Origin of the sequence: Sphaerisporangium krabiense (genome assembly GCF_014200435.1) — a bacterium.
Lineage (GTDB): Bacteria > Actinomycetota > Actinomycetes > Streptosporangiales > Streptosporangiaceae > Sphaerisporangium > Sphaerisporangium krabiense.
On the sequence record NZ_JACHBR010000001.1, the window covers coordinates 4,420,016 to 4,437,691 of the forward strand.

Genomic DNA, 17,676 nt, shown 5'->3' on the forward strand with positions numbered 1-17,676 from the left:
TCGTGCACGAGTTCGGGATCGCCGAGTCGATCCTCGCCGCGGTCGAGGGCCGCGCGGACGGCCGGCGCATACGCCGGGCGCGCGTCCAGGTGGGCGCGCTGCTGCGCGTCGCCGAGCCCTCGCTCAACGACGCGTTCTCACTGGTCGCCGAGGGGACGGTCGCCGAGGGCGCGCGGCTCGACCTGGTGACGGTCCCGGTGCGGCTCACCTGCCGTGCCTGCGCCGGGACCGCCACGTCGGTGGACCCGTACGCGGTGTGCCCCCACTGCGGGGACACCGACGTCGACGTCGAAGGGGGCGACGACCTCGTCCTCGAATCCATCCAGCTCGCGGAGGCGGCGCATGTGCCTGGGAATTCCCGGGGAGATCGTGGAGATCCTCAAGGATCGTCCTGACCTGGCGACGGTCGACGTGAGCGGGGTGCGGCGCGCCATCAACATCGGCCTGCTGGAGGGGGAGCCGCTCGCGCCGGGCGACTGGATCCTCATCCACGTCGGCTTCGCGCTGTCGAAGATCGACGAGGCGGAGGCCAAGTCGGCGCTGGACTTCCTCACCGGCATCGGCCAGGCCTACGAGGACGAGATCGCGGCGCTGCGCGACTCCATGATCGAAGAGGGGTGAGGCGCGGTGCGCTTCGTCGACGAGTACCGCGACGCGGCCAAGGCCAGGGCCCTGGCCGCGAGGATCGCGGCGCTGTGCGAGCCCGGCCGCCCGTACAAGTTCATGGAGGTCTGCGGCGGCCACACCCACACCATCTACAAGCACGGCCTGGAGGACCACCTGCCCCCCGCGGTCACGCTCGTCCACGGGCCGGGGTGCCCGGTGTGCGTGATCCCGATGGGCCGGGTGGACGACGCCGTCCACATCGCCGAGCAGCCCGGCGTGATCATGACCACCTTCGGCGACATGATGCGCGTCCCCGGCGGGCGCGGCACCTTCCTGGAGGCCACCGCCCGCGGCGCGGACATCCGCATGGTGTACTCGCCGCTGGACGCGCTGAAGATCGCCCGCGAGAACCCGGACCGGCGGGTGGTGTTCCTCGCGATCGGCTTCGAGACCACGGCCCCGTCCACGGCCATGACGGTGCTGCGCGCGCGGGCCGAGGGTGTCACGAACTTCTCGGTCTTCTGCAACCACGTGATGATCATCCCGGCCATCAACGCCATCCTGGACTCGCCCGACCTGCGGTTGGACGGGTTCATCGGCCCCGGCCACGTCTCGGCGGTGATCGGCTGCCTGCCGTACCGCTTCATCGCGCGCGACCACGGCAAGCCGCTGGTCGTCGCGGGCTTCGAGCCCTTGGACGTGCTGCAGGCGGTGTACCAGAACCTCGTCCAGCTCGCCGAGGGGCGCGCGGAGGTCGAGAACCAGTACGCCAGGGTCGTGCCGTGGGAGGGCAACCTCAAGGCGCTGGCCGTGATCGACGAGGTGATGGAGGTGCGCCCCACCTTCGAGTGGCGCGGCCTCGGCTTCATCTCGGAGTCGGCGCTGCGGATGCGCGACGGGTACGCCGAGTTCGACGCCGAGCGGGTGTTCGGCGTCCCCGGCGTGCGGGTGGCCGACCCGCAGGCGTGCCAGTGCGGCGAGGTCCTGAAGGGCGTGCTCAAACCCTGGGAGTGCAAGGTATTCGGCACGGCCTGCACACCCGAGACGCCCATCGGCACGTGCATGGTGTCGTCGGAGGGGGCCTGCGCGGCCTACTACAACTTCGGCCGGTTCTCGCGCGACCGGGTGCGCGAGGCGACGCTGACCGGGACGGCGCCGACCGGGACGGCGGGGGACGGGGAGCGGCCGTGAGCGGCGAGGAGCAGGTGCTGGAGCGGATCGAGCGGGTACGCCGCCGCAAGCCCCGCGTGCGCGAGGAACTGGTCACGCTCGCGCACGGCGCCGGGGGCAAGGCCACCCGCACGCTCATCGAGGCCGTCTTCCTGGAGGCGTTCTCCAACCCGCTGCTGGCCCCGCTCGCCGACGGCGCGGTCGCCGACGGGCTGGCGTTCACCACCGACTCCTACGTGGTGACCCCGCTGTTCTTCCCCGGCGGCGACATCGGGGACCTCGCGGTCAACGGGACCGTCAACGACCTCGCCATGTGCGGGGCCCGCCCGTCGTACCTGTCGGCGGCGTTCGTCCTGGAGGAGGGCTTCCCCGTCGAGGACCTGCGCCGCGTCACCGCCTCGATGGCGCGGGCCGCCCGGGACGCCGGCGTGCCGATCGTCACCGGCGACACCAAGGTCGTGCAGCGCGGCAAGGCGGACGGCTGCTACATCACCACGGCCGGGGTCGGCACCGTGGACCCGGCGGTCCGGCTGCGCGCCTCCGCCGCGCGGCCCGGGGACGCGGTCATCGTGTCGGGGCCGATCGGCGAGCACGGCGTCACGGTCATGCTCGCCCGGGGCGAGCTGGACATCGAGGCCGACCTCGCCTCCGACACCGCCCCGCTGGCGGGCCTGGTCGCCTGCCTGCTGGACGCCTGCCGCCAGGGAGAGGTGCGCTGCCTGCGCGACCCCACGCGGGGCGGCGTGGCGACGGTGCTCAACGAGATCGCCGGGGCGTCCGAGGCCGCGGTCGTGCTCGACGAGGACGCCGTCCCGGTGCGTCCGGCGGTGCGCGGCGCCTGCGAGCTGCTCGGCATCGACCCGCTGTACGTGGCCTGCGAGGGACGCATGATCGCCGTCGTGGACCCGGGCGCCGCGCCCGCCGCGCTGGACGCGCTGCGCGCGCACCCGCTCGGCGCGGGCGCGGCCGTGATCGGGCGGATCGCGCAGGACCCGCCCGGCCTGGTGCTGCTCAGGACCTCCTTCGGAGGGACGCGGATCGTCGACGTGCTCGTGGGCGATCCTCTGCCCCGCATCTGCTGAACACCCGGTCGCGGCGGGCCGGGCGCAGCAGGGTGCGCACCCGCGCGGCCAGCAGCCCGCCGGCCATGCCGGGGGCCATGAGGGCGATGAGCACGGCCGACGCCCACGGCAGCTCGCCGCCGCCGCCCTTCCACCGCACCGGGTGCCCGGCGACCCGGTACCCCCGCGCGGCCAGGGTGTGCAGGAGCTCGACGTCGAACGCCCATGACCGCCACGACGACCTGGCCAGCCCGGCCCGCGCGGCGGCGCGGGTCATGACCTTCAGCGGCGTCTGGGTGTCGCGCACGGGCATGCGCGGGAACAGCAGGCGCGTCAGGCGGATGAACCCGTTGGTCTTCGCCCGCCGCGTCGCGCTCCAGTCGTGCTGGTCGCGCTGCGCCACCAGGCAGTCGGCCTCGCCGTCCCGCACCCGGGCGACCATCGCGCGCATGTCGTCCGGCCCCGCCTCCCACCCGTGGTCGGCGTCGAGGTAGCAGACGACCCGGCCCCGCGCCTCGGCGAGGCCGTGCCGGACGGCGGCGGCCTTGGCCCCCGGCGCTTCGAGCAGCCGCACGCGGGCGTCCACGGTCAGCGCGTAGGAGCGTGTCGCGGCGGCGGCGGGGCCGGGCGTCGCCGGGTCGGTGACGACGAGGATCTCCGAATCCGGCCAGGCGGCCCTGACGACGTCCAGGGTCGCGGTCATGCCGGTGTGGCCGCCGCGCACGGGGATGACGACCGACAGCTCAGGCTCGGGGGCGGGTGACGGCATCGACGCAGGTCTCCTTGTAGTTCGCCCAGGGCAGCAGACGGACGACGGGGCGTGCCACGCCGGTCGAGGCCAGCGAGGCCACGGTCAGCTCCAGGTTCGCGACGCCGTCCCGCCACAGCCGGGCGTCCAGCGGGGTGTTGGCGGGCAGCCAGGACGGGTCGGGCAGGCCGGGCGGGGCCGCCACCGGGCGGTCATGCGCCCACATGGGGATGCCGTGCCCGACGAGGTTCCCCGTCAGGTCGCCGTGCGGGCCGGGCACGACGAGGTAGGAGTGCGTGCGGTCGGCCCCCACCACGAGCGTCGGGCGCGCCTCGCCGTCCGGCCCGGTCAGGGGCTGGATGCCCCGCCCGGAGCGCAGCCTTCCCGGCCGGTGCTCGTACCAGCCGTGGCCGGTGTGGCGGAGCAGCCGTGGCGCGGCGACGCGGCGCGGGCGGTGGCGCTCCAGGGCCGCCAGGATCTCCTCGGCGCACAGGTGCCGGGTCGCGTAGCCGTACAGGACGGCGGTGTCGGCGAACCGCAGGAACGTCTGGGACAGCGGGTCGCTCGCCGGCAGGCCGAACAGCTGGTGCTCTCCCACCAGGCCCGGCTCGACCAGGCGCAGGTCGAGGCAGCGCCCGGCCATGCGCCCGAACAGGTTCTCGTAGGCCCAGGCCCGGATCGCCGGCGCCCCGGTGTGCACGACGACCACCAACTCCCCGTCCACCACACCGCTCATGTCGGGCATGTCGAGGGGCTGGGCGGTGTAGAAGGCCACGAAATGACCGGAGACCGACCCCGCGTGGTCGGCCAGGAGCCGGCGCAGGCCCGCGTCGAACAGGCCCGCGTCTCCGCGCAGCCCCGGCGGCTGCTCCGCCCCGGGGCCGGGGTCGTATCCGGTGGGGTCCGGCAGCGCGGTCAGGCCGCCGTCGAGGACCGCGTCGACGTCGACGTCCGGCGCGATCCTGCCGGGAGAGGTGACGCCGATGGCCGCTCTGACGTCGGCGAACACGTGCCTGGCGCGCTCCCGGCTCCAGCCCGCCGGGTCCACGCCGGTGGCGATCACGGCGAAGCCGCAGGCGATGTCGGTGACGGCGGTCGGGTAGACCATGGGGTCGTCGGCGGACGTGGTCACCGCGACCCCGGTCGGGACGCCGAGCGTCTTGGGCGCGACGTCCGCCCACACGTCCACCGCGGTGACCGTGGGCAGACCGGCCACCCGGTCGATCACCCGCCGCAGCGGCGAGGCGTCGAACCGCCCGGTGAGATACGCGTCGGCATGCACCACCACGGGCGCGGACACCACGCTCACCGGCCCTCCCCGGTCGAGCCGGGTGGCGAGGGCGGTCCGGGGGGCGGCGTGGACGATGGCGAGAGGATCAGCCGTTGCCGGGTCACGTGGGTCGTGGGGTCGCCCGCCCAGAGTTCGTGAGGGAGGGGGCGGGGGGCGGAGAGCCATCGCACGAGTCCGCCGCCGGCAAGGGGGCTCACCTGGGCCGTCTCTTCCGTGGGTTCGCCGTGCGGGAGCAGGACCCCCAGCACGCCCTGCCGGGTGAGCGCGCCGGGGTCGGCCAGGAGGGGGCGTGTGCGGTGGTCGACGGCCAGGACGCACGGCTCAGGGACGGCGGGCGGCCTGGAGACGACCCGCGGTCCCCGCGATGTGGGAGGCGGCCGGTGCGCGGGGGCCTCGGGCGGGAGCCCGCCGGGGTCGAGGAGGAGCAGGCCGCGGTCGCCGTCCACGGTGACGAGGTCGCCGTCCCTGACGACCTCGGGCGCCGTGAGCAGGCCGGTCACGCAGGGCTTGCCGAGTTCGCGGGCCACGATCGCGGTGTGGCACAGCAGGCCGGAGTCGGCGCACGCGATCGCGGCGGCCTTCACCAGCGCGGGCACGAGCTCGGGACGCGCGGGACCGCAGACCAGGACCCCGCCGTCCGGCATGCGCCCCGCGTCGCCCGCGTCCAGGATCACCGCCGCCGCCCCCGACGCGGCCCCCGGCGAGGCCGCCTCCCCGGCCAGCACCCGGCCACGGGAGGAGGGCTCTCCGGCAAGCGCCGGATCGCCGGAGGGCGGTGGGTCGTGAGGGAGCGGTGGGCTGCCTGGGGGCGATTCGGGGGTGGGAGCGGACGGAGCGGTGGCCGGGCGGGCTTGGAGGAGCCAGAGGCGGCCGTGGTGGTCGCGGGCCCATTCCACGTCCAGGGCGTCATGCCGGAGGACGTGGGCGGCCTCGCGCCCGAGTTCGCGCACCGCGGTCACGCCGGGCGGGTCGAGGGCCGGAGCGCGGCCGGTCGCCGTGGACGGGCGCGCGTACACCAGGTGGTCATCGCTGAACACGAGCTTGGACCGGCCGCCGGCGGGCCAGGAGATCCACTCGCCGGGCGGCAGACCGGCCTCCTCGGGCGCGGCGGGCAGCGCGACGACGTACTTCTCCGCGATCCGCTCGCCCCGTCCGGTGTGGACGTCCGGCCGGACCTCTCCGTTCACCAGCAGGACGGCCAGCCCGAGCGTGGCCTCGATCCGCCAGTCCTCGCCCCAGCGGGTGAACAGCACCCCCGCGCTCCACGGCCGGATCGCCGGCTGCACGAGGACGGCCGTCCCCGTGGGCGGCGGCAGGCCGCGCGCGGCGGCGTACGCGGTCACGGCGGGCCCGGAGGCCGAGGCGCGCACCTCCGCGACGGCGCGCCCGAGCGCCGCCACGGCCGGCGCGGCGAAGCGCGAGGCGAACAGCCCGGCGAAGCTCGCGTGCTCGCCGTCCTCGGCCGGCGCCGAGGAACGCACCACCACGCCGTGCGGCGCCCGCGCCCGCGCCCACGCCGCGATCTCCCCGACCAGGGCGGCCGCCCGGCCCTCGGCGACGGCGGTGACCTCCTCGACGTCCAGGACGATCCCCGGCGGCACCGGCAGCCCGGCCCGGGCCAGGACGGCGAGCGCGACGGCCTTGCCCCCGTGGCGCGACGGGTCGCCGGCCTCGATCAACGCGCGCACGCGACCTCCTCGAACGCGGCGGCGAACCCGTCCAGCGTGAGCGTGAACGCGTCCCAGCGGTGGGTCTCGGCGAGCAGGCGGAGCGCCCGCAGCAGGCGCTGCTGGGCGACCTTGCGGAACTCCTCCTCGTCGGCGGCCAGCTCGCACACCACGCCGATCGCCTGGGTGGTCTCGTGGGCGGCGCGGTCGCCCGCGCAGGCCAGCAGCGCCGCCGCGTACAGGTCGTCGCGCCGGGCGGACGCGCGGCGGTGGCTCTCGCGCAGCGCGGACACCTGCGCCGTCAGATGGTCCTCCCCGTCGCGGGCCAGGCGCTCCAGCAGGGCCGAGGCGTGGCGCGGGTCCTCCCATGGGGTCGCCGCGAGCCCTTGGCGCTGCAGGAAGCCGCCGCGCCTGGCGAAGGTCTCCGCGTCCGCGTCCGCGGCGCACTCCAGCAGCCAGGCGTGCACGTCCAGCAGGTGGGCGGGCTCGGCCGGGACCATCTGGGCGAGCAGGCAGGCGCGGGCCGCCGTCCTGTCGCCGAGCACCGCGCTCAGGTGGTCCTCCGCGCGCTCGCGGGGGAGCAGCCAGTTGAGGGTGTGGAACGCCATCACGGCGTCCGTCGCCGCCGCGAGGTCCCGCAGCGGGGGAGGCGGGGCGGCGCCCGCGAGGTGCTCCTCCAGGAGGGCGAGCCCGGCGGTGAGCACGCGCCGCGCGTCGTCGAACGCGGCCCGCGCGGCGAGGGCGCCGTCCAGGGTCAGCAGCCGGTCGCGCACCGCGGCGCAGAAGGGGTCGTAGCGTGCCGCGGGGACGTCGACCACGCCGGGGCGGCGGACGCGGCCGAGCGGCACGGGGTCGTCCAGCAGCACGCGGGGCGCGACGCGCAACCCCCTGCCGTACAGGTCGTACTCGACGAGCGCGCCGCGGCCGGCGGCGCCCTCCATCAGGTCGATCTCGTAGTCGCAGATCACCAGGTCGCGCCAGCGTATCTCCATGAGGCCCTCCCGCTCGTGGACCTCCGGGGGCGGCGGAGCGCGGCCGCCCCCGGACGTCGCTCAGGTCATCCGTTCAGGTCGGTGGCCGGCTCGGAGACCTTGACGGGCGGGAGGGTGGGAGTGGTGTCGGGTCGCGTCTCGGCGGCACGCGCGAGCATCGCGACGAATCGGGCGAGCTTGGAGTCGGCGAGCATGACTTCCGCCATGGCGGACTCTCCCTTCGGGAGGTCACCAGCCCAGCCGGCTGACCTCCTCGGTTGCCTCGTTGACGTCCTTGATCGTGTCCACGCCCCGCCAGTAGCCGTTGATCTTGTAGGCGGCGAGCCGCTTGTCGACCGCGAGCTGCGGGAACGTGGTGTCCTCGTGGTCGCCCTTCTCCGGCAGCAGCGGGATCACGTCCGGTTCGAAGACGTAGATGCCGCCGTTGATCCAGTACGGCAGGCGCGGCGACTGGACGAACCCGACGATGCGGTCATGGTCGTCCAGGGTCGCGATGCCCCACGTGGTCCGGTACTGGGCGAGGGCGATGGTGGCCATCGCCGCGGCGGTGACGTGCCGTTCCACCATCTCCTCCAGCGGGAAACGGGTGAGCACGTCGCCGTTGAGGGCCAGCCACCGGTGGCCGCGGCTCGGCAGGTGGTCCGCGGCAAACCGCAGCGCCCCGCCCCGGCCGAGGGGTTCCGACTCGGCGGCCACCTCGATCTTCATCGGGTAGGAGTGGCCGCCGAGGTGGTCCTGGAGGACGTCGGCCCGGTAGCCGCACGACACCACCACATGCTCGATGCCTTGCGCGGCGAGCCAGTCCAGCTGCCAGTCCAAGATCGTCCGCTCGGCGACGGGGATCATCGCCTTCGGGCGGTCGTCGGTGTAGGGCCGCAGCCGGGTCGCCTGGCCACCGGCCAGGATGACGGCCTGTCGTACGGTGTTCGTGTCGGTAACCATGGGCGAACCTTAGCCCCGACCGGGGTGTGCTATCCGACGTGCCGTCGATCGCGGTCACCGTGCCCTCCGGCTCGGCCGCGGCCGTCACCGGCCCGGCGTTCCTGTGGTCACGTCCGCCCTCCGCGCGCCATGTCGGGAATGTGATCGAGCGACTACCTTGCGTAGCGGGGGTTCTGGACACATGATGCGCCCGCGACGCGGGTCTGGCAAGAAGTTCTTCGCCGGCCCCCGCCGGAGAGGCCCGCCGCGCGCCGCGGCCCGCCGTCGCGCATCCACGGGCGCGGGCCTGGGTAGGTCCACATATGCGAGGAATCCGCGATGGATGACGTGCGCAACGGGGGTGACGACGTCATGACCACGCCACTCGGGACGGAGAGCGCCGGCCACAGGGTCGACCTGGACGAACTTCGCGGGAAAGTGCGCGCGCAGGTCGCCATGGCGGGGGATCGCGCGTTCGCGAGCCCGCCGCTCGGCGACAGCCGTCCGCCGCGCGTCGTGACCGAGGTCGAGCGCGAGGGGGTGCCCTCGACCGACACCGAGGCCACCGCGCCCCTGGGCGTCGGCCCGAGCATGACCGGCAGGGCCGAGAAGATCGCCCAGCGCGAGAAGGAGCCGGGACTGAAGAAGCAGGGCGTCGAGGGACCCGCGCGGCGGCCGCACGGCACGTCCGGGCCCGAGCGGCACACGGGCGTCGGGGTCCAGGACACCGTCCACGAGGACAGCCCGACCATGGTCGCGGGCGACCAGGGAGGCTGACCGGCCCCGTCCGCGCCGCGCGCGGCCCGGCTCGGTTCGAGGTGTCCCCCGACGGGGGGTGATCTACGGCCGTGCCGGTGGCACAGTTGAGCCGTGGCGGACGACGTGCGCATCGGGGTCTTCCTCCTGGCGGCGGGTTTCCCCGGGCGGGACCACGGGGAGGTGCTCGCGGCCGCGGTGGACACCGCCGTGGCCGCCGAGCGGGCCGGGTTCGACGACGTGTGGATCGCCGAGCATCACTTCATGTCCTACGGCGTGTGTCCCTCGGCCGTCACCCTGGCCGGGTACGTCCTCGGCAGGACCGAGCGCGTCGGCGTCGGCACGGCGGTGAGCGTGCTGTCCACCCGGCATCCGGTGGCGCTGGCCGAGGAGGCCGCCCTGCTGGACCGGGTGTCGGGCGGCCGGTTCCGGCTCGGCGTGGGGCGCGGCGGCCCGTGGGTGGACCTGGAGGTGTTCGGCAGCGGTCTGGACCGCTTCGAGAACGGTTTCGCCGAGAGCCTCGACCTGCTGCTGGCCGCGTTGCACCGCCCCCGCGTGTCGTCGGACGGCCCGGCCTTCCGGTTCCGCGAGGTCGAGATCGTGCCTCGGCCCGGCGGCACGCTCCTGCCCGTCGTGGCGGCCACCTCGGCGCACACCGCGCGCCTGGCCGCGTCCCGGGGGCTCCCCCTGCTGCTCGGCATGCACGTCGGCGACGCCGAGAAGGCCGCCATGGTCCGCGAGCACGCCGAGGCCGCGGAGGCCGCCGGTGGGGCGCCCGGGCGCGCGGGGCATGTCGCGGCCGGCGTCGCCTACGTGGCCGACTCGACCGCCGAGGCGGTGGCGGCGATGCGGAGGTCGCTGCCGCGGTGGCTCGCGCCCGGCCTGGCCGGGTACCGTCCCGTCGACGACCGGCCGTACCGTCCGCGCGACGCCCACGAGTACGCCGACCTGCTGTGCCGCCTGCACCCGGTCGGCTCGCCCGCCCACTGCGCGGACACCATGATCGCCACGATCCGGCGCACCGGCGTGCGGCACCTGATCCTTCTGGTGGAGGGGGCGGGCGACCCGGAGCTCACCCGGGCGAACGTGGCGCGGCTGGGCGCGGAGGTGCTTCCCGCCGTACGGGCCGCATTTCGACATTCTCCGTAAATCAGCCGATAAAACGATATTTCACAAAAAGTGGGATGACGGGTAAGGGGGGTGCACCCTACCATTGGCCTCCTTTCCCGTGGTATATGCCGATTTGGAGAGCCGATGGCCTGCCCGCAATGCGGATACGCGTTACCCTCCGACGCCGCCTTCTGCCCCACCTGTCACCGCCCCTCCGACGCGCACGCGGGCGTCCCCGCGGATGCCCGTGCCACCGGCGGCACGGCCTCCGTGGCGCCGCCCGTCCAGGGTGTTCCGGTTCCTCCGCCGGGCCCTTCCCCGTGGGAGGCGTTGTACGGCCCGGCCGTGCCCGCGCGCGCGGTGCGCCCCATCCACGGGCTGACGGTGGCGGTGACGGCGACGCTCGGCCTCTGGTGCCTGACGGCGCTGTTCGGCGGGGTGGTCGCCGTGTCCCGCGTGATCGTGATCGGCTCCGTGCTCGACGGGGAGGACGTGGTCCTGGGCGCGCTCGACGCCGGCGACGACCTGTGGGCTCTGAGCTGGTTCGCCAAGGTCCTCACGCAGGCGGCGGCCGGGGTGGTCTTCGTGGTGTGGCTGTTCCGCGCCCGCGCCAACGCCGAGGCCATGAGCCCGCTGCGGCACCGCTACGCCACGTTGTGGCTGGTCTTCGGATGGATCCTGCCGGTGGTGAGCCTCTTCGTGCCCAAGGGGGTCGTCGACGACATCTGGCTGGCCTCACAGCGGGGGCCGGTCACCGTGCGCGGGCGCCGTCCCGGCCTGGTGCGGCTGTGGTGGACGTCGTGGCTGTGCTCGACCTTCGTCGCGTGGACCGTCCAGCGTGTCTTCTTCCGCGGGGAGGACCTCGGCGACCTGCGCGGCGCCGCCGTCGTCGAGGTGGTCGCGACCGCGGCCGGGCTCACCGCGGCCGTGCTGGCGGTCCTGGTCGTCCGCCGGATCACGGTTTTCCAGGAGCTTCACCGCACCGCGCCCGCCGCGGGCCCGGGTGCCGCATGATTTGAGTGCCGGGACACACGGCAGGGGATGACCGGCTCAGGCGATCGAAGGGCGGCTCGTATGCGTGTGGTCATCGCGGGGGGACATGGCAAGATCGCGCTGCGTCTGGAGCGCCTGCTCGCCGGGCGCGGCGACGAGCCGGTGGGGCTGATCAGGAACGCCGCGCACGTGGCCGACCTGGAGGCGGCCGGGGCCCGGCCGGTGCTCTGCGACCTGGAGGGCGCCGGGGTCGAGGAGGTCGCCTCCCACCTGCGGGGCGCGGGCGCGGTGGTGTTCGCGGCCGGCGCCGGGCCGGGCAGTGGGGCGGCGCGCAAGGACACCGTGGACCGCGCGGCCTCGGTGCTGCTCGCGGACGCGGCCGAGCGGGCGGGCGTGGCGCGGTTCGTGCAGATCTCCGCGATCGGCGCGGACGCGCCGCCCCGCGCGGGCTCCGACGAGGTCTGGGCCGCCTACGTCCGGGCCAAGGGCGACGCCGAGGACGATCTGCGGGCGCGCGACCTGGACTGGACCATCCTGCGTCCGGGCGGGCTCACCGACGCGCCGGGCACGGGCAGGGTGCTCCTGGACGAGCGCGTGCCGCGCGGCACGGTCACCAGGGACGACGTCGCCGCGGTGATCGTCGCGCTGCTGGACACGCCCGGCGCCGCCGGCCGCACGCTGGAGCTGGTCCAGGGCGGCGTCCCGGTCGAGGAGGCCGTGGCCAGGTACGCCCGCTGACCCCTGGGACGCCCGCGCCGCCCCGGGTCCCTCACCAGGGGGCGCCGGACACGCCGGGGCGGCCTTGTCGGCACGGGAAACCGAATGTCACTCTGGTCGCATGAACCGTGTGACGGTCAACGGCGTCGACCTGGCCTACGACAGCTTCGGCTCCCCCGGCGGGCGCCCGCTGTTGCTGATCATGGGCCTCGGCGCGCAGATGATCCAGTGGGACGAACGGCTCTGCGCGATGTTCGCCGAGCACGGGCACCACGTCGTCCGCTTCGACAACCGGGACGCGGGGCTGTCCACGCACCTGCACGCCGCGGGCGTCCCCGACCTCGGCCAGGCGCTCGGCGGCGGGCCCGTGGCGGCGCCGTACCTGGTGGAGGACATGGCCGACGACGCCGCGGGGCTGCTGGACGCCCTGGGCTGGGAGGGCGCCCACCTGCTCGGCGTCTCGATGGGCGGCATGATCGCGCAGTCCTTCGCCGCACGGCACCCGGCGAGGACGCGCAGCCTCACCTCGGTCATGTCCACGCCGTCGCCGTACGTCGGCGCGCCGACCGAGCGGGCGCTGGCCGCGCTGCTGTCCCCCTCGCTGCCCGAGCGCGACGCCGTCGTGCGCCGGGCGGTGGAGTCGGCCCGGGTGCTCGGCTCGCCCGGGTACCCGATGGACGAGGAACGGGTGGCCGCGCTCGCCGCGCGGGCCTTCGACCGCTCCTACGACCCGGCCGGGTTCGCCCGCCAGTTCGCGGCGATCCTCGCCTCGGGCGACCGGACCCCCGCCCTGCGCGGGCTGTCGGTGCCCGCCCTGGTGATCCACGGGGAGCGCGACCAGCTCATCCAGCCGGCGGGCGGCGTGGCGACGGCCGACGCGATCCCGGAGGCCAAGCTGCTGACCTTCCCCGGCATGGGGCACGATCTGCCCGAGCCCCTCTGGCCCGACATCGTGTCCGCGGTCTCCGAGCTCACCGGGCGCGCCGAGGCCGTCTAGGGCCCGTACCGTGGAGGCATGGAGAGGATCCTCGTCAGCGCCTGCCTGATGGGGCGTGCCGTGCGCTTCGACGGCCGCGCCAAGAGGCTGGACGACGCGCTGCTCGCCCGCTGGCGCGACGAGGGCCGCCTCGTGCCGTTCTGCCCCGAGATGGAGGGCGGGCTGCCCGTTCCGAGGCCGCCCGCCGAGATCGAGGGCGGCGCGGGCGGGGCCGCGGTGCTGGCGGGCCAGGCCCGCGTCCTCACGCCGGCGGGCGCCGACGTCACGGCGAACTTCCTGGCGGGCGCGCACGCCGCGCTGGCCGTGGCGCGGTCGATGGGCGTCCGGGTCGCCCTGCTGAAGGAGGGCAGCCCGTCCTGCGGGAGCCTGCGCGTCCACGACGGCACCTTCCGGGGCCGGGTCGCTCCCGGGGCCGGCGTGACGGCCGCGCTGCTGGAGGCCGGCGGGGTGCGCGTCTTCGGCGAGGACCGCCTGGCGGAGGCCGCCGCCCACGTCGCCGGGCTGGAGGAGGCGGCGGGCACGGTTTGAGCGCCACCCCGGTCTAGAGACCGGTGGGGTCGGGTTCCGGGCCGCCGATGATCGCCTTCTCGTCCGGCTTGAAGATCAGCACGGTGTCGATGTAGGAGGCCAGGGCGGCCTCCAGGCCGACGTCGCGGCCCGCGGTCTCGGACATGTACCAGCGGTGGTCGAGCACCTCGTGGAAGAGTTGCGCGGGCTCCAGCTTGCCGCGCAGGTCGGGCGGGATCGCCGTCACGGTGGGCTGGAAGATCTCGGCGAGCCAGCGGTGCGCCACGATCGCCTCGTCCTCGTGGCGCAGCCCCTTGGCCACGCGGAAGGAGTCGAGGTCGTTGAGCAGTCGCCTGGCCTGGTTCTCCTCGACGTCGAGCCCGGTGAGGCGCAGCAGGCGGCGCTGGTGGTGGCCGGAGTCCACGACCTTGGGCCGCACGATCAGCCGGGCGGTGCCGGCCTTGCGCCTGACCATCATCTCGGCGACGTCGAAGCCCAGGGAGTTGAGCCGGCGGATGCGCTGGTCGATGAGGTGCCATTCGACGTCCTCGACGATCTCCTCCTGGGTGAGCTCGTCCCACAGCCGGTGATAACGGCGGCACAATTGCTCGGCGAACGCGAGAGGGTCTATCGAGGAGTGCAGGAAACCGCCCGCCTGCAGGTCCAGCATTTCCCCGTAAATATTGATATGAGCGACTTCGATGTCGTAATTGCGCTGCCCTTCGCTGAGCACGGGATGCAGTTCCCCGGTCTCGGCGTCCACCAGGTACGCCGCGAACGCCCCCGCGTCCCGCCGGAACAGGGTGTTGCTCAGCGAGCAGTCGCCCCAGTAGAACCCGGCCAGGTGCAGCCGGACCAGCAGGACGGCCAGCGCGTCGAGCAGGCGGATCAGCGTGTCCGGGCGCAGGGTGCCCGACAGCATGGCCCGGTAGGGGAGCGAGAACTGCAGGTGGCGGGTGATCAGTGCGGAGTTCAGCGGCTCGCCGCCCGCCTCGCGCCTGCCCGTCACCACCGCCACGGGCTCGACGGCCGGCGCGTCCAGCCGGTTCAGGTCCCAGAGGAGCTGGTACTCCCGCTTGGCGTACCGCTCGCTGATCTCCTTGATCGCGTACACCCGTCCGGACAGCCTGGCGAACCGCACGATGTGCCGGGAGATGCCCCGGGGGAGTGTGACCAGGTGGTGCTCGGGCCACTCTTCGAGGGGGACGTCCCAGGGCAGGCGGATGAGATCGGGATCGCTGGGGGCGCCGGTCATCTGGAGCGGCAATGTGCTCCTCCATGTCGGGGTTGTCGGATTCGACGGTAACCGTTCCCGGCGCGGGACGGCGAGCCGGTTCACAGGTCGGACATCAGGCGTACATTTCCCTCTGCGACAGGGCGGCCGCCGCGCGGACCCGCGGAGCCGTCCAAGATCGCCGCGAGCTCCGGAGGCAGACCGGTGGCGGCCCTGACAGCCGATCTTCGCTGTGCTGGTCTAGACCGGGTCAAGAGGGTGTCGATTTGGCCTCAATTTGTGACTTTTTCGGCCGGTGACCTGTGCCGATGCTAGGTTTCACGGTAGCCGCGGCAGGGGTCGGACACGGCCGTTGGTCGCGGGGCGAGTGCTGGTCGGCTACAGCTCGATCACGGGTTGGCCCATACCACTTGACCCCGGCCAGGGATGGACGTACGTTCCTCAAACGTTTAGGAAACTTTCCTAATTGATTGGCCCCATTCCTGGAGGGTTGATGACCAACTCCGCAGGCTCCCCCAAAGACATCACCCGGCGGCAGATGCTCCGCCGTATCGGCCTGACCGCCCTCGTCGCGGGACCGGCCGGCAGCATGCTGGCCGCCTGCGCGACGGGCGGCAGCAGCTCCGAGGCCTCTCCGAGCGCCGCGCCGAGCGCCGCCGCGACCTCCGCGCAGAATCCTTTCGGAGTCAAGGCGGACGCGCCCCTCGAAGTGGTGATCTTCAAGGGCGGACTCGGCGACAGCTACGCCAAGGACGTCCATGAGCCGATGTACAAGAAGACGTACCCCAACGCGACGATCAAGCACGTCGCGACCCAGCAGATCGCCCAGACGCTGCAGCCCCGCTTCGCCAGCGGCGACGTGCCGGACTTCATCGCCAACTCCGGCACCGACCTCATGGACAACGGCGCCCTGCAGAGCGAGGGCCAGCTCCTCGACCTGACCCCGCTGTTCGAGGCCCCGTCCATCGACGACCCGAGCAAGAAGATCAAGGACACGATCCTCGCCGGGACGGTCGAGTCGGGCCTGATCGCGGGCAAGCCGTTCATCCTGAACTACGTGTCCAGCGGCTACGGCCTCTGGTACAACACCAAGCTCTTCCAGGAGAAGGGCTGGGCGCCGCCGAAGGACTTCACCGAGTTCAAGGCGGTCTGCGAGAAGATCAAGGCCGCCGGTCTCACGCCGTACGCCTACGCCGGCAAGAACGCCTCGTACTACCAGTACTGGATGATCCTCATCACCGCCGCCAAGGTCGAGGGCAACCAGGTCCTGCTGGACATCGACAACCTGGTCGACGGCGCCTGGCTGAAGGACTCGGTCAAGCAGTCCGCCGCGGCCTGGGCCGAGATCGGCAAGTACATCGACAAGAGCTACGAGGGTCTGATCCACACCGAGGTCCAGACCCGGCAGAACCAGGACAAGGTCGCGTTCTACCCGTCGGGCTCCTGGCTGGAGAACGAGCAGAAGTCCAACACCCCGAAGACCTTCGAGTACGCCGTGGCGCCGACCCCGAGCCTCACGCCGTCCGACAAGATGCCCTACGAGGCCATCCGCGTCGCCTCGGGCGAGCCGTACATCATCCCGGCCAAGGCGAAGAACACCGCCGGCGCGCTGGAGTACGCCCGCATCATGCTCTCCAAGGAGGGCGCGAAGGGCTTCACCGAGAAGTCCGGCAGCCTCACCGTCGTCAAGGGCGCGGCCGAGGGCCTGTCGCTGTCCCCGGGCATCAAGAGCCTCAACGACGCGATCGGCGCGGCGGGTGACAACATCGTCACCTACAGCCAGTTCGAGAACTGGTACAAGGAGCTGGAGACCGAGCTGCGCAAGCAGACCAACTCCCTGATGTTCGGCCGTATCTCCGCCGACGAGTTCTGCGCCAACATGCAGAAGAAGGCGGACTCCGTCAAGGCCGACTCCTCGATCACCAAGCAGAACCGGACGGTGTAGTCGATCATGCGGCATGGCGACGTCGGGGGCGCCGGAAGGGTGGCCTCGAACAGGATGAGGAAGTACGGGTTCATCTTCTCGTTCCTCGTGATCCCGGTGATCCTTTATGCGATCTTCGTGATCAGCCCGTACTTGCAGGCGTTCTACATCTCGCTGACCAACTGGCGGGGCATCTCGGCGAATCCCCAGTTCATCGGGTTCGAGAACTTCACACGCCTGCTGGGCGACGACGTCTTCTGGGCCGCGGTGCGGCACCACGCCGTCTTGCTGGTCGCCATGCCGCTGATCACGATCGCGATCGCGTTGTTCTTCTCGTTCCTGCTCAACGTCGGAGGGGGTAGCAAGAGCGGGAAGATGGCCGGGGTCCGCGGGTCGAAGTTCTACCGGGTGGTCTACTTCTTCCCGCAGGTCCTGGCGGTGGCGGTGGTCGGCGTCCTGTTCCAGGCCATCTACCGCCCCGACAACACCGGTGTGCTGAACGGCCTGCTGGACCTGGTCGGCCTCGGCCCCGTGGGCTGGCTCATCGACACGAACCTTGCCCTGTGGTCGATCATGGGTGTGATCATCTGGCAGGGCGTCGGCTTCTACGTGGTGCTGTTCTCCGCCGGCATGGCGGCCATCCCGAGCGAGGTCTTCGAGGCGGCGGCCCTGGACGGCGCCGGGCGCTTCCGGCTGTTCTTCAGCATCACGCTCCCGCTGATCTGGGACACCATCCAGGTCGGCTGGGTGTACCTGGGCATCGCGGCGTTCGACGCCTTCGCCCTCGTGCAGGTGCTCTCCGTGGACCGCGGCGGCCCCGACAACGCCACCACGGTCCTCCCTCTGGAGATCTGGCGCACGGCGTTCACCTTCTCCAAGTTCGGCTACGCCTCGGCGATGGGTGTGGCCCTGTTCTTCCTGACCATCACGTTCGCGGCGCTGAGCCTGCGCGTGACGCGTCGTGAAAGGATCGAGGTCTGAG

The 17,676-nt window shown here is 73.1% G+C and carries 19 protein-coding genes; 12 read left to right on the top strand and 7 right to left on the bottom strand.

What is annotated here, in order from left to right; all coding sequences use genetic code 11:
* Positions 1–2: 2 nt before the first annotated feature.
* From BJ981_RS19600 to hypE, 4 genes are read left to right on the top strand one after another with little or no spacing between them, the layout of a single operon-like run.
* On the top strand, positions 3–395 hold the full coding sequence (locus tag BJ981_RS19600) for a hydrogenase maturation nickel metallochaperone HypA/HybF (RefSeq protein ID WP_184612762.1): 393 nt from the start codon (positions 3–5) through the stop codon (positions 393–395).
* Positions 370–621: a HypC/HybG/HupF family hydrogenase formation chaperone gene (locus tag BJ981_RS19605; RefSeq protein WP_372437025.1), complete on the top strand. Its 252-nt coding sequence runs from the start codon at positions 370–372 to the stop codon at positions 619–621. The genes BJ981_RS19600 and BJ981_RS19605 overlap by 26 nt, the downstream gene beginning before the upstream one ends.
* A gap of 6 nt (positions 622–627) precedes the next feature.
* Entirely contained in the window at positions 628–1,797 is a 1,170-nt protein-coding gene (gene hypD / locus BJ981_RS19610) for a hydrogenase formation protein HypD (protein WP_184612764.1), read from the top strand.
* A complete protein-coding gene (gene hypE / locus BJ981_RS19615; RefSeq protein ID WP_275422333.1) occupies positions 1,794–2,858 on the top strand; it encodes a hydrogenase expression/formation protein HypE in 1,065 nt (354 codons plus the stop codon). Before hypD ends, hypE begins: the two co-directional genes overlap by 4 nt.
* On the opposite strand, the gene BJ981_RS19620 is transcribed toward hypE, so the two are convergent.
* The 6 genes from BJ981_RS19620 to BJ981_RS19645 all read right to left on the bottom strand — a co-directional run bounded on the left by BJ981_RS19620 (position 2,788) and on the right by BJ981_RS19645 (position 8,477).
* A complete protein-coding gene (locus tag BJ981_RS19620) occupies positions 2,788–3,606 on the bottom strand; it encodes a glycosyltransferase family 2 protein (RefSeq protein ID WP_184612765.1) in 819 nt (272 codons plus the stop codon). The two genes, hypE and BJ981_RS19620, sit on opposite strands and share 71 nt — an antisense overlap.
* A complete protein-coding gene (locus BJ981_RS19625) occupies positions 3,581–4,894 on the bottom strand; it encodes a hypothetical protein (protein WP_184612766.1) in 1,314 nt (437 codons plus the stop codon). Before BJ981_RS19625 ends, BJ981_RS19620 begins: the two co-directional genes overlap by 26 nt.
* The gene (locus tag BJ981_RS19630; RefSeq protein WP_184612767.1) at positions 4,891–6,564 is read right to left on the bottom strand and encodes a PEP/pyruvate-binding domain-containing protein; all 1,674 of its coding nucleotides are present in this window, start codon (positions 6,562–6,564) and stop codon (positions 4,891–4,893) included. Before BJ981_RS19630 ends, BJ981_RS19625 begins: the two co-directional genes overlap by 4 nt.
* Entirely contained in the window at positions 6,552–7,535 is a 984-nt protein-coding gene (locus BJ981_RS19635) for a hypothetical protein (RefSeq protein ID WP_184612768.1), read from the bottom strand. Before BJ981_RS19635 ends, BJ981_RS19630 begins: the two co-directional genes overlap by 13 nt.
* Before the next feature lie 65 nt (positions 7,536–7,600).
* Positions 7,601–7,741, bottom strand: coding sequence for a hypothetical protein (locus BJ981_RS19640; RefSeq protein ID WP_184612769.1), 141 nt, complete (start codon positions 7,739–7,741; stop codon positions 7,601–7,603).
* A 22-nt stretch (positions 7,742–7,763) separates the two neighbouring features.
* Complete coding sequence (locus tag BJ981_RS19645) at positions 7,764–8,477, bottom strand: nucleotidyltransferase family protein (RefSeq protein ID WP_184612770.1); 714 nt, start codon at positions 8,475–8,477, stop codon at positions 7,764–7,766.
* A gap of 318 nt (positions 8,478–8,795) precedes the next feature.
* On the opposite strand from BJ981_RS19645, the gene BJ981_RS19650 reads away from it, so the two are divergent.
* The 6 genes from BJ981_RS19650 to BJ981_RS19675 all read left to right on the top strand — a co-directional run bounded on the left by BJ981_RS19650 (position 8,796) and on the right by BJ981_RS19675 (position 13,557).
* Positions 8,796–9,233, top strand: coding sequence for a hypothetical protein (locus BJ981_RS19650; RefSeq protein ID WP_184612771.1), 438 nt, complete (start codon positions 8,796–8,798; stop codon positions 9,231–9,233).
* 93 nt (positions 9,234–9,326) lie between these two features.
* A complete protein-coding gene (locus tag BJ981_RS19655) occupies positions 9,327–10,361 on the top strand; it encodes an LLM class flavin-dependent oxidoreductase (protein ID WP_443729022.1) in 1,035 nt (344 codons plus the stop codon).
* A gap of 105 nt (positions 10,362–10,466) precedes the next feature.
* Positions 10,467–11,336, top strand: a complete 870-nt coding sequence (locus BJ981_RS19660) for a DUF4328 domain-containing protein (RefSeq protein ID WP_221314734.1) — start codon at positions 10,467–10,469, stop codon at positions 11,334–11,336.
* 60 nt (positions 11,337–11,396) lie between these two features.
* Positions 11,397–12,053, top strand: coding sequence for an SDR family oxidoreductase (locus BJ981_RS19665; RefSeq protein WP_184612773.1), 657 nt, complete (start codon positions 11,397–11,399; stop codon positions 12,051–12,053).
* 100 nt (positions 12,054–12,153) lie between these two features.
* Entirely contained in the window at positions 12,154–13,029 is an 876-nt protein-coding gene (locus BJ981_RS19670) for an alpha/beta fold hydrolase (RefSeq protein ID WP_184612774.1), read from the top strand.
* Positions 13,030–13,047: 18 nt separating this feature from the next.
* Positions 13,048–13,557, top strand: coding sequence for a 2-thiouracil desulfurase family protein (locus BJ981_RS19675; RefSeq protein WP_184612775.1), 510 nt, complete (start codon positions 13,048–13,050; stop codon positions 13,555–13,557).
* 13 nt (positions 13,558–13,570) lie between these two features.
* Here the strand turns inward: BJ981_RS19675 and BJ981_RS19680 are convergent, their stop codons facing one another.
* The gene (locus BJ981_RS19680) at positions 13,571–14,803 is read right to left on the bottom strand and encodes a DUF4032 domain-containing protein (RefSeq protein ID WP_204070668.1); all 1,233 of its coding nucleotides are present in this window, start codon (positions 14,801–14,803) and stop codon (positions 13,571–13,573) included.
* A gap of 460 nt (positions 14,804–15,263) precedes the next feature.
* Between BJ981_RS19680 and ngcE the strand changes: the two genes are divergently transcribed.
* Together ngcE and BJ981_RS19690 are read left to right on the top strand one after the other, a co-directional pair.
* On the top strand, positions 15,264–16,715 hold the full coding sequence (ngcE, locus tag BJ981_RS19685; RefSeq protein ID WP_184612776.1) for an N-acetylglucosamine/diacetylchitobiose ABC transporter substrate-binding protein: 1,452 nt from the start codon (positions 15,264–15,266) through the stop codon (positions 16,713–16,715).
* 54 nt (positions 16,716–16,769) lie between these two features.
* Complete coding sequence (locus BJ981_RS19690; RefSeq protein ID WP_184612777.1) at positions 16,770–17,675, top strand: carbohydrate ABC transporter permease; 906 nt, start codon at positions 16,770–16,772, stop codon at positions 17,673–17,675.
* Position 17,676: the final 1 nt, after the last annotated feature.